This is a genomic window from Actinomadura chokoriensis, assembly GCF_039529475.1.
Lineage (GTDB): Bacteria > Actinomycetota > Actinomycetes > Streptosporangiales > Streptosporangiaceae > Spirillospora > Spirillospora bangladeshensis.
Genome location: NZ_BAAAMW010000010.1, coordinates 269,709 through 295,252 on the forward strand (window position 1 = coordinate 269,709; position 25,544 = coordinate 295,252).

The window sequence follows — 25,544 nt, forward strand, 5'->3', positions numbered from 1 at the left end:
GCCCGCACCAACGAGCCACCCCTAGACGAGGGACCAGCGTGCGCAGAGGGGGGCCATGACCCGTCGAGATGACGAAGATCATTCCCCTCATCGGTTCTTGCGCTGGTTGAGCCAGGGTGATTTCCGGGGCGGCCACGGGCCGCCCCGGGACCAGCGTCCTTCTAGGAGGGAAGCAGGGCGTTCAATCTGGCGAACAGCTGTGCAGCGCGGTTGATGGTGGCGTCGTCGATCGGCTGCTCGGCGAGGACCTCGTGCTGCTTCCGGAGAAGAACGGCGGCAGGCTTGAAATGATCCAGCTTGCCGCCTGCGATGTTGTGCTTGCGGAAGTGATCTTCGACCTGCCGGACGATCCGGGGGTCGTTGGCGTTGAGGTCACCGGTGGTGATCGGGCTCGTCAGGTGCTGTTCGTAGGCGCGGTTCACCAGTTCGACGTAGAAATCGCGCTCGAAGAGGTCTTCGATGTCGGCGTCCGCGGTGCCGGTGAACTCGCTGATCTGGACGAGCCCGTTGGCGGCGAGCCGGTCGTTGTCGCGCAGGTGCTTGACAGCCCCGACGTCCTTGGTGCTGGAGTCGACCAAGACCGCGACGTGGAGCTTGTTAGCACCCAGGAGGGCGACGAAGGTGGACAGCTTGCCCGACCCGCCGATCGGCGTCTTGACCCAGCGGGGGTCGAGTCCCTCAAGCCCCTTGGCCTGGGCCAGGTCGGACAGGACGTCGAGGTAGATGAGGTCGCTGGGGCCCTCGAGGAGCAGTGTGTGCTCGCCGACGAACAGCGTCTGGCTCATCTCGATGCCCATGGACGTCAGCAGCGGGAAGACGGTATCGCTGTCAGCCTTGAAGATCTCCGAGGAGATCTTCGTGCCGACCTTCTCGCGGTCGATGACAGTGCGGACGCGGTGCAGACGGTCCGGCGAAACCATGAAGGGCGAGTGCGTGGTGTAGAGGACCTGGTGCTTGGGCGCCAGCCGCTTGTCGATCAGACGCAGCAGGTCGTGCTGGGCGCGGCCGTGCAGGGACAGGCCCGGCTCGTCCAGCAGCAGGATGAGGTTGCTGGTGGCCGCCTCCTCCAGGTCGGTGAAGTAGGCCAGGAAGGAGAAGAACCAGACGAAGCCGCGGGAGCGTTCGTCGAACGGGACCGAGGCGCGGTGGCGCCGGTTGAAGACCCGGATCTGCAGGATCGGCCCCTCGTTGTAGGGCGGGGCGGCCCCGGTCTCGGCCGGCAGGACCTGGAGTTCGACCTCGAGCTCGTCGTTCTGCGACCAGTACTCGAAGACTTCGTCGGAGATCACGTTCCCGGAGTTCTCCAGCTCCCTGATCAGTCGTTCGTGCTGGTCAGTCTCGTGGAAGTCCTCCAGCGTGACGTCGGCCATGGCCAGAAGGCTGAGCAAAGCGCGCTCGCCCCGGTCGATGTCCTCGGCGTCGCGCCGGCGGATCAGATCCGGGATGGAGATCTTGCCGGGCATCGAGTCGTAGTCGTCGAAGTACACGAACTTCGGCATGTTGGGGACCGCGTACTGATCGATCAGGTAGAGGTTGACGTCCTCGCCCCGCCAGTCGCGGATCCGTTCCACCAGCTCCTGTGCGGTGGACGGCGGCTCCGCCAGGTTGTCGAGCGCTTGCAGGAGTTCCGCGATCGTGGTCGCGGCGTTGACGTCCTGGGCCGCCGTGCGCGGAAGGTCCACTCCGGCGCGCAGGTGCTTGACGATCACCTCCTCGTCATAGTCGTGGACGATGCTCCGGCGGCTGTTGCGGTACCCGATCGTCACCGTGAACTCCGGGCTGCGCAGGGCACCGGCACCGAGATCCTCCTCGATCTCGAGGATCTCCTCGGGCTCGTAGCGGAAGGTGGCCACCACCACGGGGATCCGGCGTCCGTCGGGGTACTCCTTGCGCTTGCGGGTGAGCCGGGCCGGAAAGTCGATCACTTCGTCGAACGTCGCGGCGGCTTCGACGGGGTTGAGCCGGTAGAGCCCCTGAAGGGCGGTCGTCTTCCCGGACTCGTTCTTGCCGACCAAGCAGGTGACGTCGGGTTCGACGTCCAGCCGGCCCGAGTCCTCGATTGACCGGTAGTGGGTGATGTGCGCTGCGACGAGCTGCATCCGAACCTCCATGAAGGGTGGTCCGGCGCACGAGGGTGAGGACACATAGGTGTAACAGGTCGGTAGCCGGGTGTGGCTCACCTGCTGACCTCGGGATATGGTCTAGGTGCGAATCAAGACGGAACCCCGGTGCTCGCGGAACCCGCGTGCGCCGGGGTTTTCGCGTTCGAACTAGCGTACTCCGCGGCGGCACTTTCGATTCACATAGCTGGACCCGGAAATTCGCCACAATCCCGCTATGGATAGCTCACAAACCCGACGTCAACCGAACGCCATTCTCGAATCATATTCGGGAATCCATCATGGCGAAGATGATCAAAGGGGTCCTACTGAGAGCCTGCGGAGCAGGGAGTGAGTCAGGTTGGCGGCACGACCGGCAACCACCAAACGTTCCTTAGGTCGACCCCATGCTGCAGCCTCATCCAGTTCGGATGCGCCCGGCCGGATTGGCCTCACAACGGCATCCGGCAGCCATTGTGCGCCCGTACCAAATGGCTCGGCAGCCAGGATCCGAGGCCAGGACGTCATGGCTGGGGCGGCAGCCATCGTTGAGGAGCGGCCAGACGGCGGCACCGAGCCCGCGCGGCAGACAACGCCGAGTGAGGACTCGGGCCTGTGGGACGTCGGCGCGTCTCGCTTATGGGCATGCGGCGCTAAGTCCGCAGGCCTCGGTTGCTGCAGGAGCGGTTGCGCTCGAGACGGAGAGGAATTGGCGGAGGTACGGGGAAGGTCCGCCGTGGGCCAGGTAGTCACTGAGTTGCCGACTGCAGGCGGTCAGGGCTTGGAGGACGAAGTCGAGGGCGGCCTGAGGCTGGAGCGAGTTGGTGGTTTCGCCGCGCCAAATCCACAGGCGGGTTTCGGTGCCGTCCGGGTGGGAGGGGCACAGTTCGCTTCCCTCGGCCCGGATGGTCGGCGAGGCGGTGATCTGGTGTTCCAGTGCCTGGTCCCAGGTAGAGATGGTTCGCGGCGTGATCTTCAGGGCGATGCCGAGCTGGTCGGCGAATGGGCGGACGGTGTCGATGGCCCGGTCGAGCACGGTGAGCGTCTCATCGCAGGAGCCGCATGAGGCCTCTTCTCCCATTGCCACAGTCCAATAGTCGATGACCAGGGGTGTTCTGGGGGCGGAGCCGGCGGCGTCGGATGCCGTGGCTGCGTGCGCGGTGGCGGTCACGAGGTTCCTTCCTTCTGGTCGTTGGCCGACGGGGCGCAGGAGGCGCTTGTGGTGAAGTCGTCGCGGGCGCGTTCGAGCGCGTCGGCGATGCCGCGCAGTGTCTCGGCGAGTGGGTCGAATTGGATCTCGTAGAGGACGCTCCGCCCGGTCTTGGTCGCCCGTAGGACGCCTGCAGCCCGTAGAAGGGCGAGGTGTCGGGAGACGACGGACAGGTCGACGTCGAGGCATTCGGCGAGTTCCGAGACTGAGCAGGCGCGGCAACGCTCGGCGAGCAGATCCACCAGGCGGACACGCGTGGGGTCGCCCAGAGCGCGGAAGAGCTGGTGGCCCAGCACCGCACCAAGATCGCCCGTTGACTCAGGTTTGTTCACTTGCACAAGTATGCAAATATTAGCCTTGTGTGGCAAGCAGGAGCGTTTGTGGCTTCGTCAGGCGATACCCGGTAGCGACGGGGTAAGGAGAGCGCGTCCCAGGGCGGCGAGATCGTCGTCGAGGTGGGGGCGTCGGCGCAGGTGTTGGATGCGGGCCAGGTCGTTGACGATGGCGAGGACGGCCTGGGTGATCACGCGGGCTTCGGGTTCGATGAGGTCGGGTGTCTCGGTGGTGAGCAGTTGGACCCATTCGCCGACGTAGTCGTGTTGCAGGCGGCGGATTGTGCGTCGTTGGTCGTGGGGTAGGTGGACGACCTCGGTGATCAGTGCGCCGGTGAGGTGGCTGGAGGTCAGGGTCAGGTCGATGTAGGACCGGAGAAGTCGGGTGAGTGCCTGGCCGGGGGTGGACGCGGTGGCGAAGATGCGGCCGGCGTCCATGTGCAGGGCGTCGGCGGCGCGGGTGAGGGCCGCGACGAGGAGTTCGGACTTGGCGGTCACGTGGTTGTAGATGCCGGCGCCGCTGATGCCGGCGGCGGCGCCGATGTCCTCCATGCTGACGGCCTGGTAGCCGTGTTCGCCGAATAGGCGGGCGGCGGCGTCGAGGACGGATTCTCTGCGGGACGCGCGGGAGAGCCCGGTGCTGGTCGCGGCGTTGGGGCGGTCGGGCTTCTCCGGGGAGTCGGGGAGCGCGGTGCGGATCACGGCACCTCCGAGTTGCTGCAGGAGGGCGTGGAAGCGTGCGCGGGGAAGGTGGGCGCTGTGGTGGGAGGGGCTGGCGAAGACGGCGAACAGTGCCCAGGTCAGCAGGTCGGCGTCGGCTGTGGTGAGGCCGGGTCTGGCTGCTTGGATGACCGGGGCGGTGTTCTCGGCGACGCCGCGGAAGCGGTGGCGTAGCCGGTCGCGGTCGGCGTCGGGAAGGTTCCGGGATTCGCGTTGCCAGAGGACTCCGAGGTCGCGGCGGTCCAGCGTGAGGGAGGCCATGACGTCCAGGAGGGTGTCGATGTCTCCTGGTGCGGTGTCGCGGACGGCGGTCTCGAACGCCGAAAGGCCGTCGTCGACGGTGCGGGCGAGCAGTTCCTGCTTGTTGCGGAAGTGGCGGTAGAGGGCCCCGGCCGTGATGCCGACCGCGCCGGCGATCTGGTCCATCGTGACGGTGTGGTAGCCGTGCTGGTGGAACAGGTCGGCGGCGGCGGTCACGATCTGCGCCTTGCGGTCGCGTGGGCGCCTGCCGCGTGCCGGATGCGTGCTCGTCCGGGTCATCGCGGTCTTGTCCTCGGTCGGCATCACGTGGGGAATGTTAGGTCCGTTCAGGAGTAGCCGCCGCCGCAGACGATGACCTGGCCGCTGATGTAGTCCGACTCTGGCAGGCACAGCAGGTAGACCGCTCCGGCGGCTTCCTCGGGGGTGCCGGCCCGGCCGAGCGGAATCATCTGCTCCATGGCGGTGAGCAGGCCGGGGTTGACGCCGACCTTGATCTGGCGTCCTTGCACGTCGATAGTGGAGTCGCTGTCGGCGGCGGCTTCGGTGAGGCGGGTGCGGATGAGGCCGTAGGCGACGGCGTTGACGTTGACCGCGTAGCGGCCCCATTCCTTGGCGAGGGTCTTGGTGAGGCCGACGATGCCGGCCTTGGCGGCGCCGTAGTTGGCCTGCCCGGCGTTGCCGCCGAGCCCGGCGATCGAGGAGATGTTGACGATCTTGCGGTGGACGCGCAGGCCGTCGGCTTGTTCGGCCTTGGCGCGGGCGCTGATGACCGGCTGGGCGGCGCGCAGGATGCGGAACGGTGCCTTGAGGTGGACGTCCAGGATCGCGTCCCACTGTTCGTCGGTCATCTTCTGGATGACGCTGTCCCAGGTGTAGCCGGCGTTGTTGATCACGATGTCGACACCGCCGTAGTTGTCGACGGCTGTCGCGACGAACCGGTCGGCGAAGTCTTCGTCGGTGACGCTGCCGACGCAGGCGACGGCCTCGCCGCCGGCGGCTTTAATCGCCGTCAGGGTCTCCTCGGCCGGTTCGGGGTCGAGGTCGTTGATGACGACGCGGGCGCCGTGGCTTGCGAGTTTGAGGGCGATGGCGCGGCCGATGCCGCGGCCGGAGCCGGAGACCAGGGCGATCTTGCCGTCGAGTGTTCCCACGGGAGTCCTTTCCGGTGCTGTCATGCCAGTGCGATGAGGGCTTGGCCGCGCAGCGTGATGGTGCCGTCGTTCAGTGCCACTTGGAGGTCGAGGCGGGCGCGGCGTTCTCCGTCGCCGTCCTCGATCGCGGTGACCTGGCCTGTGCAGATCGGCTCGGCGTGCAGCGGGGTGATGGAGGTGAAGCGGACGCTGTAGGAGCGGATGCGGTCCTGAGTGACCCAGCCGGTCAGGAGCCGGCCGAGGTAGGCCATGGAGAGCATGCCCTGCGCGAAGACGTCGTCGAGCCCGGCGTTGCGGGCGGCGTCGATGTCGATGTGGATGGGGTTGTGGTCGCCTGATGCGCCCGCGTACAGGGCCAGCGTCGTTCGGCTGATCTTCGGTAGCCGCAGGGGCGGCAGTTCGTCGCCCTCGTGCAGGTCGGTGAGGAGGGTCATGCTTCCGCCTTCTCCTGCTGAACAACGATGACGTTGCTCAGGTCGGCGATCGGCCGGCCGGCTCTGGTGACATGGGTCTGGCGGACGAGGAACCGCAGCGCGCCGCCCTTGCGCTCGTAGTCGTCGGTGATGCGGGATTCGAAGGTCAGGCTGTCGCCGGCGTGGCAGAGCGCGTGGTAGGTGAAGCTCTGCTCGCCGTGCAGGACCCGGTCGAGGTTGATTCCGGCCTCGGTCAGGAAGGCGAAGGGGTCCGGCCGGTCCATCTCCAGGCAGAACAGGAAGGTCGGGGGAACGGGCAGGTCGCGGTGGCCGGCACCGCGGGCGGCGTCGAGGTCGGTGTAGACGGGGTCGGTTTCCCCGATGGCCTTGGCGAACAACCGCAGCCGCCCGCGCTCTACATCGACGGTCGACGGCGGCGTGGACAAGCCGATCGCTGGTGATCCGGCCATCTCAGCTGGTCCTCTCGTAGAGGGTGACCACGGCGGCGCCGCCGAGCCCGATGTTGTGCTGGAGAGCCAGCCGGGCGTCCTCGACCTGCCGGGCGTCGGCCTGGCAGCGCAGCTGCCAGACCAGCTCGGCGCACTGCGCGAGGCCCGTGGCGCCGAGCGGGTGTCCCTTGGACAGCAGCCCGCCGGACGGGTTGGTGACGACCTTCCCGCCGTAGGTGTTGTCGCCGTCCAGGACGAACTTCTCCGCAGTCCCCTCGGGGGTGAGCCCGAGCGCCTCGTAGCTGATCAGCTCGTTGGTGGTGAAGCAGTCGTGCAGCTCCACCACGTCGATGTCGTCGGGCCCTACGCCGGCGTCGGCGTAGACGCGCTCGGCCGCGGCCCGGCTCATGTCGTAGCCGACGACCTTCATCATGTCTCCAGCGTCGAAGGTGGACGCGGTGTCGGTGGTGAGCGCCTGGGCGCGGATGGCGACGGAGGCATCCAGGCCGTGCCGCCGCGCGAAGTCGGTGCTGCAGACCACCGCGGCCGCCGCGCCGCAGGTGGGCGGGCAGCACTGCAGGCGGGTCAGCGGACCGTAGATGCGCGGGGAGGCCAGCACCTCCTCCTCGGTCAGCGCCGTCCGGAACACCGCGTAGGGGTTCGCGGCGGCGTGGCGCCGCGCCTTGACCGAGATCTTGGCGAACGTCTCGGGGGCGGTGCCGTGCGCGTCGGCGTAGGCCTGGCCGGCGCCGCCGAACAACTGCGCGGCGACCGGTGCGTGCGCGTCCGCTCCCTGGATCTGCGCCATCGCCGTCTCGGAGCGTTCGAGGGGGTCGGGGCGGTCGTCCCAGACGCTGGCGAGGGCGCCCGGGCGCATCTGCTCGAAGCCGACGGCCAGCACGCAGTCCACCTCGCCGCTCTGGACGGCCTGGCGGGCCAGCCACAGCGCAGAGGAGCCGGTGGAGCAGTTGTTGTTGACGTTGACGATGGGGATGCCGGTCTGCCCGAGGCTGTACAGGGCCGCCTGGCCGCAGGTGGAGTCGCCGTAGACGTATCCGGCGTAGGCCTGCTGCACCTGGCGGTAGTCGAGGCCCGCGTCCACCAGCGCGACGCGGGCGGCTTGCTCGGCGAGCACCGTGTAGGGGGTGCCCGCACTGGGCTTGGAGAACGGGGTCATCCCGACCCCGGCGATCTGAACGAAACGGTCCACGCAGAACCTCCGCACTGGTGTCGTGCTGCTTGCTCTTGCCAACGGAGGTTAATCCATATTTACTTACGCCACCAAGTGCCCACTACAGACGCATGCTGTGATCTCAGGATCCACCATCGAATCTTCACTCTGGAGGGGTGATGGCGCTGCCTTCCCGGCTCGACCGCCTAGCGCTCCCGCTCGTGGCCGCTCCGATGACCGACGTGTCGGGGCCCGACCTGGTGACCGCGGCGTGCCGCAACGGGGTGGTGGGCTCGTTCCCCACCCACAACGCGCGGACGCCGTCCGAGCTCGACGGCTGGCTGGAGCAGATCACCGCCGGCCTGGCCGACCTGGAGGACGAGGCCGCACCGTTCGCCGCGAACCTGGTCGTGCACCGCTCGAACCAGCGGCTCGCGGGGGACGTCGCCTCCCTGATCCGCCATGAGGTGCCCCTGGTCATCACCAGCGTCGGGTCGCCCGCTCCCGTCCTGGCCCCGCTGCAGGACGCGGGCTGCCTGGTCTTCGCCGACGTCGCGAGCATGCGGCACGTCCAACGCGCGATCGACGCCGGCGTGGACGGCCTGGTGCTGCTGACAGCGGGCGCCGGCGGCCAGACGGGCTGGGCCAACCCGCTGTCGTTCGTCCGGGCCGTCCGCGGCCAGTTCGACGGGCCCATCGTCCTTGCCGGAGGCGTGTCGGACGGCGTCGCCCTGTGGGCCGCCCAGGCCCTGGGCGCCGATCTGGCCTATATGGGCACCAAGTTCATCGCGACCACCGAGAGCCTCGCCGACGACGCCTTCCGCCAGGCACTGGTCGAATCGTCCCTGGACGACGTCACCCTCACCACCGCCCTGAGCGGTCTACCAGCCAACTTCCTGGACGGATGGTTGAAGAAGGCAACGGCGGACGCCCCGCCGCAAGGCACCGACGGGTTCGCGCAACAACGGCTCCTCAACCAGCGCAACGTATGGAGCGCCGGCCACAGCGTCTCGGGAATCACCGGGATCCTCAGCGTCGCCGAACTGGTCGATCAGACCCGCCGCGAGTACGACCAGGCCCGGCAGGCCACGGCCGAAGCGCTCCAGCGCACCAGCGAGCACCGGAACTCCGCATCACCACGGCAATCCACGGCCACCCCAGGATCAGGAAGGTAGACGCCATGTGGGGAACTCTGCCCAAGGTCTTCGACCGGACGTGCACCTACTACGCCGACCGCACCGCCCTCGTGGACGCCGACCGGCGCCTCAGCTACGCCCAGATGCGCCAGTGGGCCAACCGGGTCGGTAACGGGCTCACCGGCCTCGGAGTCGGCAACGGGCATCGGGTGGGGCTCCTGATGCCGAACTGCCTGGAATTCATCCCGACGATGTGCGGGATCTGGAAGGCGGGCGCGGCGGTCACCCAGATGCCCACGCGGGCCTCCGCCGAGGACTTCCACTACTTCCTCGACGAGGTCGGGGCCTCGACGCTGATCTACCACGAATCCTTCGACGGCCAGATCACGCAGATCCGCGACCGGCTCCCCGAACTCCAGCACGTCATCCGTCTCGGCGGCGCCACCCCCGCGGCGGACGTCCTGGAATACGAGACCGCCTTCGCGACGCAGCCCTCGACCGCCCCGGACGTGGACATCAGCGTCGACGACCTGGCCTTCGTCGGGTTCACCTCGGGAACCACGGGCGTTCCCAAGGGCGTCCTGCAGACCCACGCCACCTGGTCGCACTACGCCATCACCGCCGGCCTGGAGATCGGCGACATCCGCCCCGGCGAGGTCTTCGCGCACGCCGCGCCGCTCACGCACTTCACCCAGACCTTCGTGATGCCCGTCTTCATGCGCGGCGGCACCAACGTCCTGCTGCCCGGCTTCGACCTCGACCTGCTGCTGGACACCATCGAACGGGAGGGCGTGACGGCCACCGCCGTCGTCCCCACGATCGTGTACATGCTGCTGGACCACCCCCGCCGCGAGAAGGCCGACCTGTCCACGCTCCGCACGATCATCTACGCGGGCTCCCCCATGGCCCCCGACGGGCTCCGCCGCGCCCTGGAGACCTTCGGGCCGGTCTTCGCCCAGACCTACGCCGGAACCGAGCCCGGCTACATGACCTGCCTGCGCAAGGAAGACCACCGCCTGGACTCCCCCGAGTGGATCGCCCGGCTGGCCTCGGCCGGACGCGCGATGTACCACGTCGATCTGACCGTCCGCGACGCCGACGGCAACCTCCTGCCGCCGGGCGAGACAGGTGAGATCTGCGCGTCCCAGCCCGGGCAGATGGTCGGCTACGTCGACGCCGACCGGGACGCCGAGGCGATGCAGGACGGCTGGGTACTGTCCGGCGACATCGGCTACATCGACGACGCCGGCTACGTCTTCATCGTCGACCGCAAGAAGGACATGATCGTCACCGGCGGCTTCAACGTCTTCCCCCGCCAGATCGAGGACATTCTGATCACCCACCCCGCCGTCGCCCAGTGCGCCGTCATCGGCGTCCCGGACCCGCGTTGGGGCGAGGCGGTCAAGGCGCTCGTGGTCGTCCGGCCGGGCAGCCCGGTCGAACCCGACGAGCTCATCGCCCTGGTCAAGGAGCACAAGGGAAGCGTCTGGGCGCCCAAGAGCGTCGACTTCATCGACTCCCTGCCCACCAACCCCGCAGGCAAGATCGACAAGAAGTCGCTGCGGGCACCGTACTGGTCCGGCCGCAGCCGCCAGGTCAACTGACCACACACCCTCCCCGCGACGCCCTCACCCGTTTCCGACCGCAGCAGAGCGGTCCTCTGCTGCACCCCCGGCGGAAGGACACCCACCCCACATGAGACGCGTAAGCCTGCCCAAAACCAGACCGACACTCCTGATCATCGGCACCCTCATGGCCGTACTGATGACGGTCACCGCCGCCCAGGCCCTCACCGGCAGAACACCGGCCAGAGCCGGCACCACCACACCGACGGCGGCGGCCGTCCCCTGCCAGCAGCTCACCGGCCTGGACCTCACCGCCCTGCCCGACGCCCCCACAAGGATCATCTCCGCGACGCACGTCGCCGCCACCGCCGACAAGCCCGCCTACTGCCAGGTCAAGGGCTACGTCTCACCCCAGATCCAGTTCGAGCTCCGACTCCCCGAGCAGGGCTGGACCGGACGCTACGTGCAGCTCGGCTGCGGCGGCTTCTGCGGATTCGCCGCCCCCGACAACCCCAACCACTTTCTCCCCGGCGGATGCGCGCCCCCCGACGACGGACGCGTCGTCCTCGGCGCCAGCAACGGCGGCCACATCGGCGTCGACTCGCGAGACGCCCTCTGGGCCCACTCTGACCCGCAGCTGCGAATCGACATGGCCTACCGGTCCGAGCACGTCACCGCGCTCGTCGCCAAGGCGGTCACCAAGGCCTACTACGGGCAGGCGCCCCAGTACTCCTACTTCGCCGGTTGCTCCAACGGCGGCCGGCAGGCGCTGATGGAGGCCCAGCGCTACCCCGACGACTTCGACGGCATCATCGCCGGCGCCCCCGGCAACAACCTCGTCGCACTGGCCGGCGAGTTCTTCCCCTGGATCGCCACCGTCAACACCGACGACAAGGGCCGCCAGATCCTCGGCCCGGACAAGCTGCCGCTCCTGCAGAGCAAGGTCATGCAGGCCTGCGACGCCACCGACGGGCTCACCGACGGCCTCATCAACAACCCGCGCAACTGCGACTTCGATCCCGGCACGCTGCGCTGCCCCACCGCCTCGCCCCAACCGACCTGCCTGACCAGAGACCAGGTCGACGTGGTCCGCAAGATCTACCAGGGACCGGTCGACGCCAAGGGCCGACGGCTGTTCCCGGCCGGACTCGCCAAGGGAACCGAAGCGGCCTGGCTCGGCTACGTGATCGCACCCCAAGGCCAAACCGGCGGCCTGGAGGCCCTCGGCTACAACTACCTCAAGTACTTCTCATCCTGGAACAACCCACCCGCGTCCTACACCCTCAAGGACCACCGCTTCGACCTGCGCACCTTCAAGAAACTGCGCGAGATGAGCGGCATCTACGACTCCACCGACCCCGACCTCACCCGCTTCCGAGACCGCGGCGGCAAGCTCATCATGTGGCACGGCTGGGCCGACCCCGCCATCCCGACCGAGAGCACCCTGGCCTACCACCACGCCCTCACCCAGCGGATGGGCGGCCCCAAGGCTACCGGACGGTTCGCCCGAACCTTCCTGTTCCCCGGCGTCTACCACTGCGTCCAGGGATACGGCCCCGACACCTTCGACCTGTTCACACCCATTTACAACTGGGTCGAGAAGGGCGCCGCACCCGAAAAGATCATCGCCGCGAAGAAGGACGGCGACCGGACCGTCCGGACCCGCCCCGTCTACCCCTATCCGATGCAGACCAAGTACACCGGCACCGGAAGCATCGATGACGCCGCCAACTTCACCGGCGTCATGCCCACCGAACAACCCGACGACCGCTACCCCTGGGTCGGCGCCCCATTCCGCTCCGACTACCAGCAGACCTGCCGCTGGGAAGGCACAAAACTAAAGTGCACCCGGACCAGGTCCGCCTGAACCCAAGCTGATGCTGAGAATACCTCGGTAGGAGCCGCGGTGGCGCGCAGAGCAGGCATCCTAGTGAGCGTGCTCCGCGGCATCCTCCGAGAACACATCCCCACTCCGCCCGGTGCATGGCTTGTCCCCTCGCTACGCGAGCGGAGCCGAGCCAACAATCTTGACCTACGTCAGGCTTCTAGAATTCTCCCCGCCGCCTGACCGTCGTTCGAGCGTTTCCAGAGTGCCAACCCGGTCCACAATGAGTCTTCCAGCCTGAGCAGCTGTCAATTTCGATGATCTCGCGAATTCTGAGGAGCGCAGGCGAAGATGGACGAGCTCGTTGGGCGGGTCGGTGACGACTTGACGTTCGGGCGTGATCAGCCATGCGAAAGCGTCGACCAGGTTGTCGGGCACGGCGCGGCCTCTGCAGTGCCCTGCTTAGATCGCGGTGATCAGCACTGATCGCGAGTGGTCGGCGCTGCCGGTGAGCAGTGTGGAGTCGTAGTCCCCGTCGCCGTCGGGCGTCATCGCATAGCCGGAGTACGCGCCGGTGGGGACTGGCGGGGTGGTCACCGTGGTGTGGCGTGAGCTGTATGTCCAGGCGTTGTCAACCATGCGGACGCAAGCGATGCCGTGTGCCTTGGCGAATTCGAGGGCACCGCTCTGGAAGCCGGTGGCGGCCACCACGACGCCCTTCTGGGCGCCCGTGGATTGGAGCTTGGTATACAGCACTTGGACGTCAGAGCGTTTGACGGGGGTTTTGTGGCGCTTGCACTCGAACAGGATGAGGAAGTCCATGCCCGCCAGCCGGAAGCGTGCCGTGACGTCCATGATGTAGGTCCCGTCCAGCCCTTCGATCGGATCGAGGTGCTTGACTTCCCAGCCGACCAGGTCGAGGTTCATCGACTTGGCGATCGCGGCGACCGCTTCCTCGTATGCCTTCGGCGTGATGTCGAACGATGGCCAGTGATCTTCCTCGCCCGCTGCGGCAGTCGCGGTCGGAGAATCTTCGCTCATGGTGAGGTGCTCGCTTTCGGTGAGGTGCTAGTCGGTGGAGGCGGGCAGCAGATCGGCGAAGTCGGTGCTGTCGTCGTCGTCACGGGCAGTCTGCGCGGCTTCCCGGAGCAGGCGGAGCTTGCTGCGGTTGTCGTTGAGGCACGGCAGCAGGACCTCGTCGTCGGTATCGAGGATCGCGGCAGGCTCGGTGAGCGATTCAGCCGCGAGCCGTAGGTAATCCGTCCTGTTGAGCGCGGCACCAGCGCGCTGGGCCAGTGCTACCAACTCGGCCGGGACACCGAATTCGAGTTGGACGGGCAGGAGGCGGGCGAGGTCGTCGAGTCGGGTGTCGGAATGCAGGCAACGGGCAATGTCGATGACGGTACCGACGACGCTCTGCGTGCGGTCGGCAGACGCCCTGGTCACGCCGGCGGCGTCTTTCCTCGGCATGTGCACCATGAGTTGCCGCTCAATGTGGCCGATTGGGACGCCGCCCATCCACATCATGCAGGCCACAGCCCGTTTGGCCCGTTCCGCGGCTGTCTTGCGCTCCTGGCCGGGCATAGCTGCGAGCACAGGTCCGGCGATGCCGTGGCGCTGCAACTCGCCGAGATAGGTCGCTTGCTCTCTTTGCCATCCCCTTCCATTGACCGGTGGACGAGCAGTAGCAGCCTCGTCGGTCAGCTGGGCCGCGGCAATGATGGTGACGCGATTCAGCGCGCTGGGGTGCACAGCACGCAGGGCACGCGCGACCCGTACGGCGGACACAACACGCAGACCGCTCTGCGACACGTAAGTCCCGAGCTCGGTCAGCTCGATCCCTGACGAGCCGGATGACACCAATCCGGCATCGACAAGTTCGTCCAGGGCGGCGGCGACGGTTCCGGTGGGGAACGGATCCGGTGCGCCCGCAAGCCGCTGCTGGTGGGCGGCAAAGCTGTTAGTCAGGAACGCGGTGACGTCGGCTCCGGTCAAGCCCGCCACGCCCTCGCGTTGCGAGGCGACCGCTACGACGCGCAACAACAATGTCGCGACATCCTGTTCGGGGTCCAGCAGCTGAGATCGTAGATCCTCTGGCTCGCCGAGCACGTAGTCGCGCCACCGACGGTCAGCATCGATACCGCCGCCAACGATCAATACGGCGCGGCCTCCGTCGGTCAGCCCCAGGCGGCCAGCCCGCCCGGCGATGTTCTTGTACTCGGCGACCGAATACGGGGCTGTCTGGGTCGGCCCGGTCGGGTGATCCAGCTCTACGATGATCACGGTCTCGGCGGGAAGATTGACGCCCTGGGCCAACGTCGTGGTGGACACCAGCACCCGGATGCCGCTATCCCGGGCACGGAACTGATCCTCAATGGCGATCTTCTCATCCCGAGCCAGATCGGAGATGTGGAAGGCGACCCCACCGGTCAAGCACTGGCGCAGGTCAGTCAGCACGAGACTGGGGTCGCTGCCGGCCAGACCTTCCAGCGCCGCCTTCGCTTCCGGCAGGCTCAGACTCTGCGCAAGATAGCGAGCGCAGTTGCGAGCCGCCCCCCGGGTGCTCCGAAAGACGATGACCTGTTGGCCCCCGCCCACCAGTTTGCGCACCAGCGGAATGATCAATTCCCGGTTGCGCTGCGTCCACCCGATCGGCGGGATGAGTTGCTCGGATGCCTCCGTGCCTTCGGCATCGACGTACCGGTAGATCCCATCAGGACCGAGTACCCCTTCGAGTAGCGGCACCGGCCGCTCGGTTCGGGCGATGACGTTCGCATCGAGCCAGCTCTCGAGACCGCCGAGGTCGCCGAGCACCGCAGACAGCGCGACGACTTGCGGTGCGACGCCTTCAGGACGGCGTGCCTTGAGCACAGTGAGGAGGAACTCGAGGTAGGCACCACGACCAGGGTCGACGATCGTCTGGACTTCGTCGATGACGATGACGGAGAGCAGCTTGAGTAGGTGCGGGTTCCCCAGAGCCAGACCGGCGAACTTCTCGTAGGTCAGCACAGCCAGGTCGAACTGCCCCTGAAGGAGCGCTGGCACATCGTCGGCGGTCTCCCCCGTGGCCCGGATGGTCTGCAACCCGATCGGCCCGTACGTGCGCGAGAACCTCGTGTATTGCTCGTTGACCAGCGCGCGGGTTGGCAGCAGGAACACCGACCGTCCGCCCACCTGGGCAGTGCGGATAGCGGCGAGTTCCCCGATCATGGTCTTGCCGGAGGAGGTAGGAGCCGTCACCAGGACGTTCGCCCCGGCGAGCAGCCGCCCCTGGTTGATCGTGTCGACCTGGAGATCATTGAGCTTCTCGATGCGCGTCGCCCAGGTGTCCAGCACTACCTGCGGGATGCCGTGATCGCGCAGGCTCCCGAGGTTACGGGTGACTGGAGTGAGCGTTGACGAAGGGAACTGCACCGAGTAGAGCGGCCCCGTATCGGTGAATGCCGGCCACAGCAACTCCCCGTCCATCTGACCCCGGAGGCTCGGATCCTGCTCTGCGGCCACCGTGCCCGATGCCTTCGCCTTGACCTCACGGGTTACGAATGCCAGCAGGTCGTAGAGACGGACCTTCCTGCCGTCGCCGCCCGCCGCACCCAGCAAGGCCCGCAACAGGTGATAGGTGAGCAGCCCGTGCCCCAGGTGAGGGTCCTCCCACGCCTCCTGCTCGCCAGTCGCCGCGGCCAGAACCAGCCGCCCGGTCCCCGCCATCCGTTCCAACCGCGCGTCGGTGGACTCTGGCAAGCCGTGCAGGCCACCGCGGGGCACCAGCGGGGCGTTCAGAACCTTCGCACCCGCACCTCCGGCGAAGCAGCAGTCCAAGACGACGACCAGTTGCCGTGCCGGAATCGCGCTCACCAGTTCCGTGAACTGGTCAAGCGGCAACGACGTTGAGGGAAGGTTGTTCGGGTCGGCGTCGTAGGTGACCAACTCGTGGGTCGTGCTGCCATGCCCGGAGAACGAGATGACCACGACGTCCTCGGACGTGCTGCGGGTCTGGAGCTCCGTGAGAGCGGCCACAACAGCGGCGCAGGTGGCGTCCCGGTCCACCAGCAATGTGGTGTCGGTGTCGCCAAGATTGTCGGAGAAGAGGGCGTGCAGCGCCTTCGCGTCACGCGACGCCGACGCGAGCCGCCGTACCGACTTGGACCGATACCGGTTGATACCGACGAAAAGACCATGGAACTGCCGCGCCGAAGCCGCGGTCGGGCTACCCGGCATTCACGCCTCACGATGTGGAAGTAACTTGTACAGTTTCCAGGGAAAGCTTCACCCAGCCGGCGCTCTCGACGCGCCGGCCTATCGCCAACCAGGTGGCGCTCGAATCGAGCGTCAGCGGCCAATGTTAACAGGGAACGAACTAAATGAACCGTTAATACCCTGACGGTGCAGGTCAGAAGTGCGAGAAGGCATAGGGCGATGAGGTGTCGTCGGCAAGACGGCAGTCACCAGGATCCGATCCCTCCAGCGCGAGGCTCGTTACTGTCTTACCCTGCCACGATCCTGCTGTCGAACCACACCCTGGTCCGCCTGTCCGACCTGATCCACACGTACCAGGCCGAACACCGAAGCCGATGGCGGCGGGTACTCTGGACGGAATAAGCACTCGATGGCGCTGACCGCTTACGCAACGGAGACGCGATCTGCTCACCAGCCTGGCCGTGGCTTGCGCAGCCCCGGCTGGTAGAAGAGATAATGGTGATCTTGGTGGAGCCGACGGCGGTCAGGTGATTGCGCTAATCGGCGGAGGTAACGGCTCCCGGGCGGTGCGAGGATGCGGTCATGGCCGACCTCCGTAAGCGTGAGCCCCGAACGATCAAGGCGCATCTGGCCACGGTGACGTTGCACGGCAACCGCGTGGAGATACACCGAAGCGGCTTGGCGCGCATGGCAGCCGAGCGGTACACGGTGATCCCCTTGGCCGACATCGTCCAAGTGCAATGGAAAGATCCCACGATGCTGGTCAACGGGTGCGTCTTCATGGCTACAGCCGAGGATGTCAAGACCGTGAAGGCGCTGGGGACGACCAAAGAGACGGCGATCGGAGGCAACTCGCACACCGTGCTGTTCACCGGGTTTCAACGCAGGCGCTACGCAGAACTGCGTGCCGTGCTGAAGGCACTCCTGCCGGACGTCCCCACGGCACCGGCGGGATAGACACCTTCTGGCACCTACTGGATCCAGCCTGCCCGCAGAGAACACGGCCGGGAGGTGTGCCGGCGGTCTATTCGAGGTCGAGTTGGGCGGTGATGTCGCGGACGGCGTCTCGGGCGGTTCTGGCAGAGCCGACCAGGGTCGCCGAGCCGGGGCCCGTCCAGTCGCCGTATCCGAGCAGGTGCAGCCGGGGTTCAGCCAATGACCGGGTTCCACCGCCGGTCGGTATGCGCCCCGTCCCGTCACGCAGGCCGAGCGGCGTGAGGTGGCTCAGCGCCGGGCGGAAGCCGGTGCACCAGATGATCGCGTCGCAGTCCTCGATTCTGCCGTCGGGCCAGGCCACGCCGGTTGGGGTGAGGCGGTCGAACATCGGCTGGGCGCGCAGAACGCCCCGGTCCCGGGCGTCCCGTACCGCAGGCACGGCGACGATGTCTCCTAGCCCGCTGATGCCGCCGGAGTCGGCGTGCCCATCGCGGAGCTGGCGGATACGGCGGGTGGCCAGCTCGAAGAGGGCACGTCCGTCGAGGTCGTCGGGGAGGAAGCGCGGCGGGCGCAGGGTCGTCCAGATCGTTGTCGCCCGCGAGTGCAGGTCTGCGGTGATCTGGGCGGCGGAGTTGCCTCCACCGACCACCAGGACGCGCTGCTCGCGGAAGTCATCGGACGTGCGGTACTGCGCGGTGTGGAGTTGACGGCCTTGGTAGTCGCCGCGTCCGGGGTAGTAGGGCAGGTAGGGGCGCCACCAGGTCCCTGTCGCGCTGATGACGTGCCGGGCCCACCAGGACGCGGTCGCGCTGTCCAAACGGAGGAGATCGCCGTCGCGATGCACCGCCTGGATGCGCACTGGCCGGTGTATCGGCAGGTCGTAGCGCTTCTCGTAGGCGGTCAGGTAGTCGACGACGTGGGCGCCGGGTGGGTAGCCGTGGTTCCAGGGCGGCATCGGCCAGCCTGGGAGCGAGCTGTAGCGGGCGGGTGAGAACAGCCGTAGCGACTCCCACATGTGCGGCCAGGCTCCGCCCGGCTCTTCCTGTGCGTCGAAGATCGAGAACTCCCTGTCGCTGCGGCGCAGGTAGAAACCGGCGGCCAGACCTGCCTGACCGCCACCGATGACGCCGACGTCGAGAACATTGGTAGGCATGTGTCATTCCTCGTTCCTGCGCGGCTCCAGGCGCGGGGCGGGAGTGCGCGCGGTCGACGTCGCGGACGATGTGCGGCGTGTGGTGCGGGCCGGTGCGGTACCGGCGGCGAGTACTGCGGCCAGGACGGCGACGCCGGTCAGCACCAGGAACATGCGGGGGTAGCCGCCGAGTGCGGCGGCGATGGCGGCTCCGGCGAAGGGCGCCACGGCCGTGGCGGTGGTGATGGGAGCGGCGAGGATGCCCGACAGGGCGCCGTAGGACGCGGTGCCCCAGCGGTCGGAGACGGCGGTCGCCTGGAGCAGGGTGGCGATGCCGCGGGTCGTGCCGGCGAGGAAGGCGACGGCGATGAGCAGTGTCACGGGTCCGGGGATGGCGGCGAGGGCCGCGGTGGTGGCGGCCGACAGCGCGAGGATCCAGACGGTACGTGCGCGGACGGTGGTGCGGCGGACCAGGGCGCCGTAGCCGAGGCGTCCGGTGACCTGGCCGATGCCGCCGAGGCCGAGTGCCCAGGCGGCGGTGCTGCCGCTGGCGCCGCGTGAGGTGAGCAGCGGGATGAGGTTGATCATTACCGCGTACATCGCGATCGCCGACAGGGTGAGCGCGGCGGCCAATAGGAGAAACGGCCTGCTGCGCATGGTGGCCGACACCTCGGACCCGGTCCGGCCTTGCGGGCGGCTGGGCTTGTCCGGTGCGGCCTGGGGTGGCGGGGGCCAGGGGCGGTGCAGGGCCAGCAGGTGCAGCGGGACGGTCACGACCGCCAGGACGGCGGCCAGCACGAGGTAGACGCCGCGCCAGGTCAGGTGGGCCGACAGTGTGTCGGTGAGTGGCGCGAAGACGGTGCTGGCCAGGCCCGCGACCAGTGTGAGAGTGGTCAGGGCGGCGAGGTGGTGCGGGGCGTAGTAGCGGGTGAGCGCGGCGAAGGCGGGCTGGTACAGCACGGCGGACATCGCGACGCCGACCAGCAGCCAGGCTCCGGCGAACGTCCAGAGGGCGGGCGCGGCGGCCACGGCCAGGACGGCGAGCACGGCGAGCGCCGAGCCGCCGGTCATCAGGACGCGGGGGCCGCGCCGGTCCAGCGCGCGGCCGACCGGGACGCCGGCCAGCGCGGCGACGATGAGCGAGGCGGAGAACGCGGCGGTGATGGCGGCGGTGGACCAGCCGGTGTCGCGGGTGATGTCCTGCGCGAGGACGGGGAAGGCGTAGTAGAGCACGCCCCAGCTGGTGATCTCGGTGACGCAGAGGGCGAGCAGCGGGACGCGGGACACCGTGCCGGGGCCGGCGGCGGAGGTGTCCGCCGCCGGCCCCGGTGCGGGAGTGCCCTGGCTCATCAGGTCGTCGCCCCGTCAGGCACCACTGTGTTCGGCCTCTCCGGAGTAGCCGTGCACGTGCCCGGTTGCGAATCCCAGGCCAGCGGGGACTCCGATGCCGATGCTGACCGGTTCGGGGGCCGCGGGGCCGCAGCATGACCCGCCGTCGGGTTCGGCCTGGGCGGCCGGGGCGGGCGTCGCCTCGGTGGAGCACGAAGTCCCGCAGCCGTCATCCTGGCCGGCGCTCGGGTTGGCGGCGCCCGGCAGCAGGTCGTCGGTGACCAGGCTGGTGGAGCACACACCGGTTTCGGGCAGGTCGAGCTGGACGGTGTCGGCGGCGTCGCGGTCGCCGGCGAGCGCGGCGGCGATGGAGCGGACCTGCTCGTACCCGGTGGCCATCAGGAAGGTGGGGGCGCGGCCGTAGCTCTTCATCCCGGCCAGGTAGAAGCCGGGTTCGGGGTGGGCGAGGTCGCGTTCGCCGTGCGGCGGGACGGTCCCGCAGCTGTGGAAGTTGGGGTCGATCAGTGGGGCGAGCTTGGCGGGTGCCTCGGTGGCGGGGTCGAGTTCGACCCGGACTTCGCGCAGCATGTCCAGGTCGGGCCGGAACCCCGTCGCGGCGACCACGATGTCGCCTTCCAGGACGCGCGGGCCGTCCGGGGTCTGGCCGTTGACCTGGACGGATCCGGCTTCACCGTCCGGGGTGGCGACGCCGGTGATGGTGAAGCCGCGGACCAGGTCGATCTCACCGTTGTCCACGGCGGCCTTCAGGCGGGTGCCGAGCGCGCCTCGTGCGGGAAGGCCGTCTGCGTCGCCGCCGCCGTAGAGCCGGGCCACCGATGCGCCACGCACGGCCCAGGTGATGCGGGTGCCGGGCTCGTTCTTGGCGAGTTCGGCCAGGGCGAGGAGGGTGTTGGCGGCCGAGTGCCCCATCCCGACCACCAGCGTGCGGCGGCCCGCGAAGCGGGACCGGTCGCGGCCCAGCACGTCCGGCAGCGGGCCCGTGATGCGGGCGGCTGCCTGCTCCTCGCCGGGTGCGGGCAGGCCGGAGTGGCCGAGCGGGTTGCTGCGGCCCCAGGTGCCGGACGCGTCGATGACCGCGCGGGCGGCGATGTCGTCCACGGCTCCGTCCGGGCCCACGGCGCGGACCAGCAGCGGGCGCTCCTCGCGGCCGACCGTGCGGGTCACGTCCACGCCGTGGCGGGTCACGGCCACTACGCGGGTGCCGGTGCGGATCCGTCCGGCCAGCGCGGGGACCTTGGCGAGCGGTGCCAGGTAGTCGCGGAGGAGTTCGGCGCCGGTCGGCAGGGCCTCGGGGTCGGGCAGACGCCACCCGGTCGGCTCCAGAAGCCTGCGGGCGGCGGCGTCGGTGTCGTATCGCCATGGCGAGAACAGCCGGACGTGTCCCCACTCTGAGATCGCCGCGCCCACCTCTTCCCCGGCCTCCAGGACGAGGAAGTCCTGGTCGCGTTCGGCCAGATGGGCGGCGGCGGCCAGCCCGACCGGTCCGGCGCCGATCACCACGACCGGCAGCCCGTCGAGCGGCCCCTGCTCGACGCAGCCGCAGCCGGCGTCGGTCTTGGCCTGCTGGACGGTGGCACCGGGGTCTACGGCCTGCTCGGCGTCGGTGCAGCACGCGCTGACACCGCAGCAGCTGCTTGCGCTGGCGGGGGCGTCCGGGGAGGCTGCTGGCTCCGGTCGTCCGGTTTCGTCGTTCACGATGACTCCTTTGTCGGTTCGGTCATGGGTGTCGGGCGCCGGGGAATGTTGTCAGAGGCGGGTGCGGTAGGCGGCGGTCGTCACGCGGTCGATGTGTGCGGCGGAGCGGCATGCGGGCGTGCAGACCTGGCCGCAGGTCTCACAGAAGGACACGGCCATGACGCGCCGGGCGGTGATCCGGGCGAGCAGCGTCTTCATCTCCGACTCCTTGTTTAGATGCTTGTCTAAGCAGGCGCCAGTTTGCATTACTGGATAGATGGATGTCAAATTAGATGCATGTCTAAGATGCTGGAGCTTGAGGACGTGACCGACCCTGTTTGCTGCGCGCCATTGAGCGGTCCGGCGTTGAGCGAGGCGGAGGCCGCCGAGCTGGCCAGGGTGTTCAAGGCGCTGTCCGACCCGGTGCGGTTGCGTCTGCTGAACATGATCGCCTCGGTGGACGGGGGCGAGGCATGCGTGTGCGATCTGACGGGCGCGTTCGAGCTCACCGCGCCGACCATCTCGCACCACCTGAAGGTGCTGCGCCAGGCCGGGTTGATCGAGGGTGAGCGGCGCGGCACGTGGGTGTACTACCGGGTGGTGCCGGACAGGTTGACCCGACTGTCGGGTCTGTTCGCCCTGCCGGCTCTAGTCCCGGCCTGATTCCACACGCTGTCCTGCTCGGGAAGCGGTCATGGGGTCGATTTCAGCGCGCCGTCGAGGGTGCGTGTCTGCTGGCGCAGCCGGGTGAGGACGTGCCGGGCGTCGGCGGCGACTCCGCGCAGGGTGGCCGAGGCGAAGGAGCGCTGCCATTCCAGCCCGACGAATCCCAGTCCCGGATGGGTGGCCGAGACTCCGCCGCGGTGGCGGGGCTGCCCGTCGCCGTCCAGTGCGCCCAACGGGGCGAGGTATTCCACGCCCGGCCGGAACCCGGTGGCCAGCAGTACGACGTCGATGTGTTCGCGGGTTCCGTCGCTCCAGAAGACCTGATCGCCGTCCAAGCGGGTGAACATCGGGCGGCGGTCGGGGTTGCCGGTGGCGATGGCATCCCGGTAGGTGCCGGTGTCGAACACCGGGGTGCCCCTGCCGCCGGTCAGCAGCGGACGCGCCCACCCTGCGGCGTCCAGCCCGGTGCGCTGCAACCAGATGTGCATATCAACCCCCAGCACGCGCTGGGGCATGAAGCGGAGCGGGTGCCGGGTCGCCAGCCTGACGTCGGCGACCGCGGCCAGTTCGATCGCGATCTGCACGGCCGAGTTCCCGCCTCCCACCACCACGACGCGCTGGCCGGTGAACGGGCCGGGACGGCGGTAGTCGGAAGAGTGCAGCACTGTGCCGGGGAAGCCGTCCAGTCCTGGCAGGTCCGGGCGGTGGGGGCGGCTGAATCCGCCCGTTGCGGCGATCACCAGCGGCGCGGCGAAGATCTCGCCGCTCGTCGTGATCACCTCGAACCCCGGTCGTGTGCCGTCCTTGGCAGCCACGACCGTTTCGACTCGGTGACCGGTGCGGATGTCGGCGTCCAGATGGGCGGCGTAGTCGGTCAGGTAGGCCACGACCTCGTCCCGTGTGGGGTAGCCGTCCGGATCGCCGGGGAACTCTGTTCCGGGCAATGCACTACGCCGGGCCGGTGAGAACAGGGTGAGGCTGTCGTAGTAGTGCGGCCAGGACCCGGCCGGCTGGCCTGTCGCCTCCAGGACGATGGGCGCCAGGCCGAGGGACCGGGCGATGCGGGCGGTGGCTAGACCGGCCTGGCCGCCGCCGATGATGACGAGTGGTGCAGTAAGCATGAGGTGAACATATCAACACTTCATAAAATAATGAAGTATCGATATGTGGCGTATGCTGAGCGCACACCTCGGGGAGGAGCCAGTAGCGATGGTCGAGCCGGTCGAAAAGGTGGCTCCGGCACCGGGCGGTTGCGGGGCGGCGCCGGCCGCTCAGCTCGGCGCCGGAGCACGCGAGTTCCTCAAGGCGCTGGCCAGCGAGCAGCGGCAGCAGATGCTCGAACTCTTCGCCGGCGGTATCGAACTCACCGTCGGCACGGTCGCCAAGCGGCTCGGGGTCGGCCAGTCCAACGCCTCGCAGCAGCTCGCACTGCTGCGCCGAGGCGGCCTGCTCACCTCGCGCAAGGACGGCAAGCAGGTCTTCTACCGCATCGACTCCGCCGCGGTCGACCGGTCACTCGCCGAACTCCGCGCCTACCTGCACACCTGCTGCCCACCCGGCAACTGACCCCTCCCCCTGGCGCGGCTGTCACCGTACGTCCGGGACGGACCGGCTCTGGAGCAGACAGACCGGGCAGAGCACACGTTGCCGAGGACGTCCCACCCTCGGCGCCCGGCTGTGCGCCTTCTCCTTCACTACTCCGCTAGGAGCCCGCTGACCAGGTTCTCGATGCGCTTGCGGATTTCGTCGCGGATCGGGCGGACGGCGCCGACGCCCTGTCCGGCAGGGTCATCGAGGGTCCAGTCCAGGTACCGCTTGCCGGGGAACACCGGGCAAGTGTCACCGCAGCCCATGGTGATGACCACGTCGGAGGCTTGGACGGCGTCGACCGTGAGCACCTTGGGGGTCTCAGCGGAGATGTCGATCCCCTCCTCCGCCATCGCCTCGACCACCGCCGGATTGACCTGGTCGGCCGGCGCGGACCCGGCGGAGCGCACGTCGATCCGGCCACCGGCCAGGTGGGTGAGGTAGGCGGCGGCCATCTGGGAGCGTCCGGCGTTGTGCACGCAGACGAACAGGACACTGGGCTTGGCAGAGCGAGCCTGATCAGGCATCGGCGTTCCTTCGCTGTTCGAGGCCGGGCTGGTCGAGGGTGGTGAGCAGGTCGGTGACGAGCAGGTCGAGTTCGTCGCGAATGCGGCGGATCTCGGCCAACGGTTGATGGGCCGGGTCGGGGACGGCCCAGTCCAGGTACCGGGTGTGCGGCAGGAGTGGGCAGGCGCCGCCGCAGCCCAGCGTGATCACTAGGTCGGCAGCAGCGACCAGTTCGTCGGTCAGCGGTTTGGGGAACTCAGCCGACAGGTCGACCCCGATCTCGGCCATGACGTCGACGACGGCCAGCTCCAGTTCCGCCGCCGGCGCGGTGCCGGCCGAGCGGGCGTGTAGGCGTCCGCACCCCCGGGCCATGGCGAGCGCGGCCGCCATCTGGGACCGGCCGGCGTTGGCGTCGCAGACGAACAGCACCTCGGGGACCGGTTTATCGAGCCGTCCCTCGGCTTGGGCGAGGGCGGTGAGCCGCGCGGCGGCGAACCGTTCGGCCAGCACCACCAGGTGGGCGTCGACTCTGGCGGTGGCGTGCAGTTGCCGGTAGGAGTCGGTGACCAGGCGGCGGGCGGTCTCGACGGAGACCAGGCCATGGAACCTGGCGGCCAGCCGCGCCGCAATGCGATCGAACAATGCCTCGCCTGGTGTGCAGGTCACCGTTCGCCTCCCCGACACATCTGGCGGACGACACTCAAGGCCGTCACCGGCCAGGGGCCCCTACTCGCCGCTCTAACCGGACCGGCCCGCCTGGTACGGCTGTGAAGGAACTCGGTTCGCGCGCCTCGCAGGCGGCGGTCATCGTCGTGTCACCGCCCGGCGGGTTGGAATCGGCGACGCAGCCACAGCGACACGTACACCAGCCCGACCAGGACCGGGACCTCGATCAGCGGCCCGACCACGCCTGACAGGGCCTGCCCGGAGGTGACGCCGAAGGTGCCGATGGCGACGGCGATGGCCAGTTCGAAGTTGTTCCCCGCTGCGGTGAAGGCGAGCGTCGCGGTGCGCGGGTAGGGCAGCCGGACGGCACGTCCAACAGCGAAGGACCCGCCCCACATGAGCGCGAAGTAGGCCAGCAGTGGCAGGGCGATGCGGGCGACGTCGGTGGGCCGGCCGGTGATGGTGTCGCCTTGGAGGGCGAACAGGATGACGATGGT

Annotated in this window: 24 protein-coding genes; 6 read left to right on the plus strand and 18 right to left on the minus strand. The window is 68.5% G+C overall.

What is annotated here, in order from left to right:
* Nucleotides 1–161: 161 nt before the first annotated feature.
* The 8 genes from ABFX46_RS23065 to ABFX46_RS23100 all read right to left on the minus strand — a co-directional run bounded on the left by ABFX46_RS23065 (nucleotide 162) and on the right by ABFX46_RS23100 (nucleotide 7,845).
* A complete protein-coding gene (locus ABFX46_RS23065; protein ID WP_346045048.1) occupies nucleotides 162–2,099 on the minus strand; it encodes an AAA family ATPase in 1,938 nt (645 codons plus the stop codon).
* Nucleotides 2,100–2,736: 637 nt separating this feature from the next.
* Nucleotides 2,737–3,270, minus strand: coding sequence for a DUF2703 domain-containing protein (locus ABFX46_RS23070; protein WP_143228078.1), 534 nt, complete (start codon nucleotides 3,268–3,270; stop codon nucleotides 2,737–2,739).
* Entirely contained in the window at nucleotides 3,267–3,641 is a 375-nt protein-coding gene (locus ABFX46_RS23075) for an ArsR/SmtB family transcription factor (protein WP_346045050.1), read from the minus strand. Before ABFX46_RS23075 ends, ABFX46_RS23070 begins: the two co-directional genes overlap by 4 nt.
* Nucleotides 3,642–3,698: 57 nt before the next feature.
* Nucleotides 3,699–4,925: a TetR/AcrR family transcriptional regulator gene (locus ABFX46_RS23080; protein WP_346045093.1), complete on the minus strand. Its 1,227-nt coding sequence runs from the start codon at nucleotides 4,923–4,925 to the stop codon at nucleotides 3,699–3,701.
* A gap of 23 nt (nucleotides 4,926–4,948) precedes the next feature.
* Nucleotides 4,949–5,773, minus strand: a complete 825-nt coding sequence (locus ABFX46_RS23085; RefSeq protein WP_346045051.1) for an SDR family NAD(P)-dependent oxidoreductase — start codon at nucleotides 5,771–5,773, stop codon at nucleotides 4,949–4,951.
* 20 nt (nucleotides 5,774–5,793) lie between these two features.
* A complete protein-coding gene (locus ABFX46_RS23090; RefSeq protein WP_089327877.1) occupies nucleotides 5,794–6,207 on the minus strand; it encodes a MaoC family dehydratase in 414 nt (137 codons plus the stop codon).
* Entirely contained in the window at nucleotides 6,204–6,656 is a 453-nt protein-coding gene (locus ABFX46_RS23095) for a MaoC family dehydratase N-terminal domain-containing protein (RefSeq protein ID WP_089327876.1), read from the minus strand. Before ABFX46_RS23095 ends, ABFX46_RS23090 begins: the two co-directional genes overlap by 4 nt.
* 1 nt (nucleotide 6,657) lies before the next feature.
* Nucleotides 6,658–7,845, minus strand: coding sequence for a lipid-transfer protein (locus ABFX46_RS23100; protein WP_346045053.1), 1,188 nt, complete (start codon nucleotides 7,843–7,845; stop codon nucleotides 6,658–6,660).
* Nucleotides 7,846–7,985: 140 nt separating this feature from the next.
* Here ABFX46_RS23100 and ABFX46_RS23105 point away from each other — a divergent pair, with 140 nt between their 5' ends.
* The 3 genes from ABFX46_RS23105 to ABFX46_RS23115 all read left to right on the plus strand — a co-directional run bounded on the left by ABFX46_RS23105 (nucleotide 7,986) and on the right by ABFX46_RS23115 (nucleotide 12,374).
* A complete protein-coding gene (locus ABFX46_RS23105) occupies nucleotides 7,986–8,981 on the plus strand; it encodes an NAD(P)H-dependent flavin oxidoreductase (protein WP_346045055.1) in 996 nt (331 codons plus the stop codon).
* Between the two features lie 5 nt (nucleotides 8,982–8,986).
* A complete protein-coding gene (locus tag ABFX46_RS23110; RefSeq protein ID WP_346045057.1) occupies nucleotides 8,987–10,546 on the plus strand; it encodes an acyl-CoA synthetase in 1,560 nt (519 codons plus the stop codon).
* Between the two features lie 148 nt (nucleotides 10,547–10,694).
* Nucleotides 10,695–12,374: a tannase/feruloyl esterase family alpha/beta hydrolase gene (locus tag ABFX46_RS23115; RefSeq protein ID WP_346045058.1), complete on the plus strand. Its 1,680-nt coding sequence runs from the start codon at nucleotides 10,695–10,697 to the stop codon at nucleotides 12,372–12,374.
* A 420-nt stretch (nucleotides 12,375–12,794) separates the two neighbouring features.
* On the opposite strand, the gene ABFX46_RS23120 is transcribed toward ABFX46_RS23115, so the two are convergent.
* Nucleotides 12,795–13,373 (minus strand): restriction endonuclease, encoded by a 579-nt coding sequence (locus ABFX46_RS23120; RefSeq protein ID WP_346045060.1) that lies wholly within the window; start codon nucleotides 13,371–13,373, stop codon nucleotides 12,795–12,797.
* A gap of 27 nt (nucleotides 13,374–13,400) precedes the next feature.
* Nucleotides 13,401–16,550: a DEAD/DEAH box helicase gene (locus ABFX46_RS23125; protein WP_346045062.1), complete on the minus strand. Its 3,150-nt coding sequence runs from the start codon at nucleotides 16,548–16,550 to the stop codon at nucleotides 13,401–13,403.
* A 561-nt stretch (nucleotides 16,551–17,111) separates the two neighbouring features.
* Between ABFX46_RS23125 and ABFX46_RS23130 the strand changes: the two genes are divergently transcribed.
* Complete coding sequence (locus tag ABFX46_RS23130; protein ID WP_346045064.1) at nucleotides 17,112–17,486, plus strand: hypothetical protein; 375 nt, start codon at nucleotides 17,112–17,114, stop codon at nucleotides 17,484–17,486.
* Nucleotides 17,487–17,553: 67 nt separating this feature from the next.
* On the opposite strand, the gene ABFX46_RS23135 is transcribed toward ABFX46_RS23130, so the two are convergent.
* The 4 genes from ABFX46_RS23135 to ABFX46_RS23150 are packed head-to-tail and all read right to left on the minus strand — an operon-like array spanning nucleotide 17,554 to nucleotide 21,840.
* Nucleotides 17,554–18,618, minus strand: a complete 1,065-nt coding sequence (locus ABFX46_RS23135) for an ArsO family NAD(P)H-dependent flavin-containing monooxygenase (protein ID WP_346045065.1) — start codon at nucleotides 18,616–18,618, stop codon at nucleotides 17,554–17,556.
* Nucleotides 18,619–18,621: 3 nt separating this feature from the next.
* On the minus strand, nucleotides 18,622–19,947 hold the full coding sequence (locus ABFX46_RS23140; protein WP_346045067.1) for an MFS transporter: 1,326 nt from the start codon (nucleotides 19,945–19,947) through the stop codon (nucleotides 18,622–18,624).
* A 15-nt stretch (nucleotides 19,948–19,962) separates the two neighbouring features.
* On the minus strand, nucleotides 19,963–21,642 hold the full coding sequence (locus tag ABFX46_RS23145) for an FAD-dependent oxidoreductase (protein ID WP_346045069.1): 1,680 nt from the start codon (nucleotides 21,640–21,642) through the stop codon (nucleotides 19,963–19,965).
* A 51-nt stretch (nucleotides 21,643–21,693) separates the two neighbouring features.
* A complete protein-coding gene (locus ABFX46_RS23150) occupies nucleotides 21,694–21,840 on the minus strand; it encodes a hypothetical protein (RefSeq protein ID WP_346045071.1) in 147 nt (48 codons plus the stop codon).
* A gap of 78 nt (nucleotides 21,841–21,918) precedes the next feature.
* On the opposite strand from ABFX46_RS23150, the gene ABFX46_RS23155 reads away from it, so the two are divergent.
* Nucleotides 21,919–22,284, plus strand: a complete 366-nt coding sequence (locus ABFX46_RS23155) for a metalloregulator ArsR/SmtB family transcription factor (RefSeq protein WP_392744473.1) — start codon at nucleotides 21,919–21,921, stop codon at nucleotides 22,282–22,284.
* A gap of 29 nt (nucleotides 22,285–22,313) precedes the next feature.
* On the opposite strand, the gene ABFX46_RS23160 is transcribed toward ABFX46_RS23155, so the two are convergent.
* On the minus strand, nucleotides 22,314–23,408 hold the full coding sequence (locus ABFX46_RS23160; protein WP_346045072.1) for a flavin-containing monooxygenase: 1,095 nt from the start codon (nucleotides 23,406–23,408) through the stop codon (nucleotides 22,314–22,316).
* Between the two features lie 88 nt (nucleotides 23,409–23,496).
* On the opposite strand from ABFX46_RS23160, the gene ABFX46_RS23165 reads away from it, so the two are divergent.
* Nucleotides 23,497–23,853: an ArsR/SmtB family transcription factor gene (locus ABFX46_RS23165; protein ID WP_346045074.1), complete on the plus strand. Its 357-nt coding sequence runs from the start codon at nucleotides 23,497–23,499 to the stop codon at nucleotides 23,851–23,853.
* 128 nt (nucleotides 23,854–23,981) lie between these two features.
* On the opposite strand, the gene ABFX46_RS23170 is transcribed toward ABFX46_RS23165, so the two are convergent.
* The 3 genes from ABFX46_RS23170 to ABFX46_RS23180 form a co-directional block, all read right to left on the minus strand.
* Nucleotides 23,982–24,401 (minus strand): arsenate reductase ArsC, encoded by a 420-nt coding sequence (locus ABFX46_RS23170; RefSeq protein ID WP_346045076.1) that lies wholly within the window; start codon nucleotides 24,399–24,401, stop codon nucleotides 23,982–23,984.
* Nucleotides 24,394–25,047: an arsenate reductase/protein-tyrosine-phosphatase family protein gene (locus ABFX46_RS23175; RefSeq protein WP_346045078.1), complete on the minus strand. Its 654-nt coding sequence runs from the start codon at nucleotides 25,045–25,047 to the stop codon at nucleotides 24,394–24,396. The genes ABFX46_RS23170 and ABFX46_RS23175 overlap by 8 nt, the downstream gene beginning before the upstream one ends.
* A 149-nt stretch (nucleotides 25,048–25,196) precedes the next feature.
* Nucleotides 25,197–25,544: arsenic resistance protein (locus ABFX46_RS23180; protein ID WP_428831294.1), on the minus strand; the 348-nt coding region annotated here is incomplete at its 5' end.

Excerpts from the sequence above, each read along its gene's own strand:
- ABFX46_RS23160 (WP_346045072.1), bottom strand. The coding sequence starts at position 23,408 with ATGCTTACTGCACCACTCGTCATCATCGGCGGCGGCCAGGCCGGTCTA.
- ABFX46_RS23165 (WP_346045074.1), top strand. The coding sequence starts at position 23,497 with ATGGTCGAGCCGGTCGAAAAGGTGGCTCCGGCACCGGGCGGTTGCGGG.
- ABFX46_RS23140 (WP_346045067.1), bottom strand. The coding sequence starts at position 19,947 with ATGAGCCAGGGCACTCCCGCACCGGGGCCGGCGGCGGACACCTCCGCC.
- ABFX46_RS23095 (WP_089327876.1), bottom strand. The coding sequence starts at position 6,656 with ATGGCCGGATCACCAGCGATCGGCTTGTCCACGCCGCCGTCGACCGTC.
- ABFX46_RS23125 (WP_346045062.1), bottom strand. The coding sequence starts at position 16,550 with ATGCCGGGTAGCCCGACCGCGGCTTCGGCGCGGCAGTTCCATGGTCTT.
- ABFX46_RS23120 (WP_346045060.1), bottom strand. The coding sequence starts at position 13,373 with ATGAGCGAAGATTCTCCGACCGCGACTGCCGCAGCGGGCGAGGAAGAT.
- ABFX46_RS23170 (WP_346045076.1), bottom strand. The coding sequence starts at position 24,401 with ATGCCTGATCAGGCTCGCTCTGCCAAGCCCAGTGTCCTGTTCGTCTGC.
- ABFX46_RS23080 (WP_346045093.1), bottom strand. The coding sequence starts at position 4,925 with ATGCCGACCGAGGACAAGACCGCGATGACCCGGACGAGCACGCATCCG.
- ABFX46_RS23130 (WP_346045064.1), top strand. The coding sequence starts at position 17,112 with ATGGCCGACCTCCGTAAGCGTGAGCCCCGAACGATCAAGGCGCATCTG.
- ABFX46_RS23110 (WP_346045057.1), top strand. The coding sequence starts at position 8,987 with ATGTGGGGAACTCTGCCCAAGGTCTTCGACCGGACGTGCACCTACTAC.
- ABFX46_RS23150 (WP_346045071.1), bottom strand. The coding sequence starts at position 21,840 with ATGAAGACGCTGCTCGCCCGGATCACCGCCCGGCGCGTCATGGCCGTG.
- ABFX46_RS23090 (WP_089327877.1), bottom strand. The coding sequence starts at position 6,207 with ATGACCCTCCTCACCGACCTGCACGAGGGCGACGAACTGCCGCCCCTG.
- ABFX46_RS23105 (WP_346045055.1), top strand. The coding sequence starts at position 7,986 with ATGGCGCTGCCTTCCCGGCTCGACCGCCTAGCGCTCCCGCTCGTGGCC.
- ABFX46_RS23135 (WP_346045065.1), bottom strand. The coding sequence starts at position 18,618 with ATGCCTACCAATGTTCTCGACGTCGGCGTCATCGGTGGCGGTCAGGCA.
- ABFX46_RS23115 (WP_346045058.1), top strand. The coding sequence starts at position 10,695 with ATGGCCGTACTGATGACGGTCACCGCCGCCCAGGCCCTCACCGGCAGA.
- ABFX46_RS23065 (WP_346045048.1), bottom strand. The coding sequence starts at position 2,099 with ATGCAGCTCGTCGCAGCGCACATCACCCACTACCGGTCAATCGAGGAC.
- ABFX46_RS23155 (WP_392744473.1), top strand. The coding sequence starts at position 21,919 with ATGTCTAAGATGCTGGAGCTTGAGGACGTGACCGACCCTGTTTGCTGC.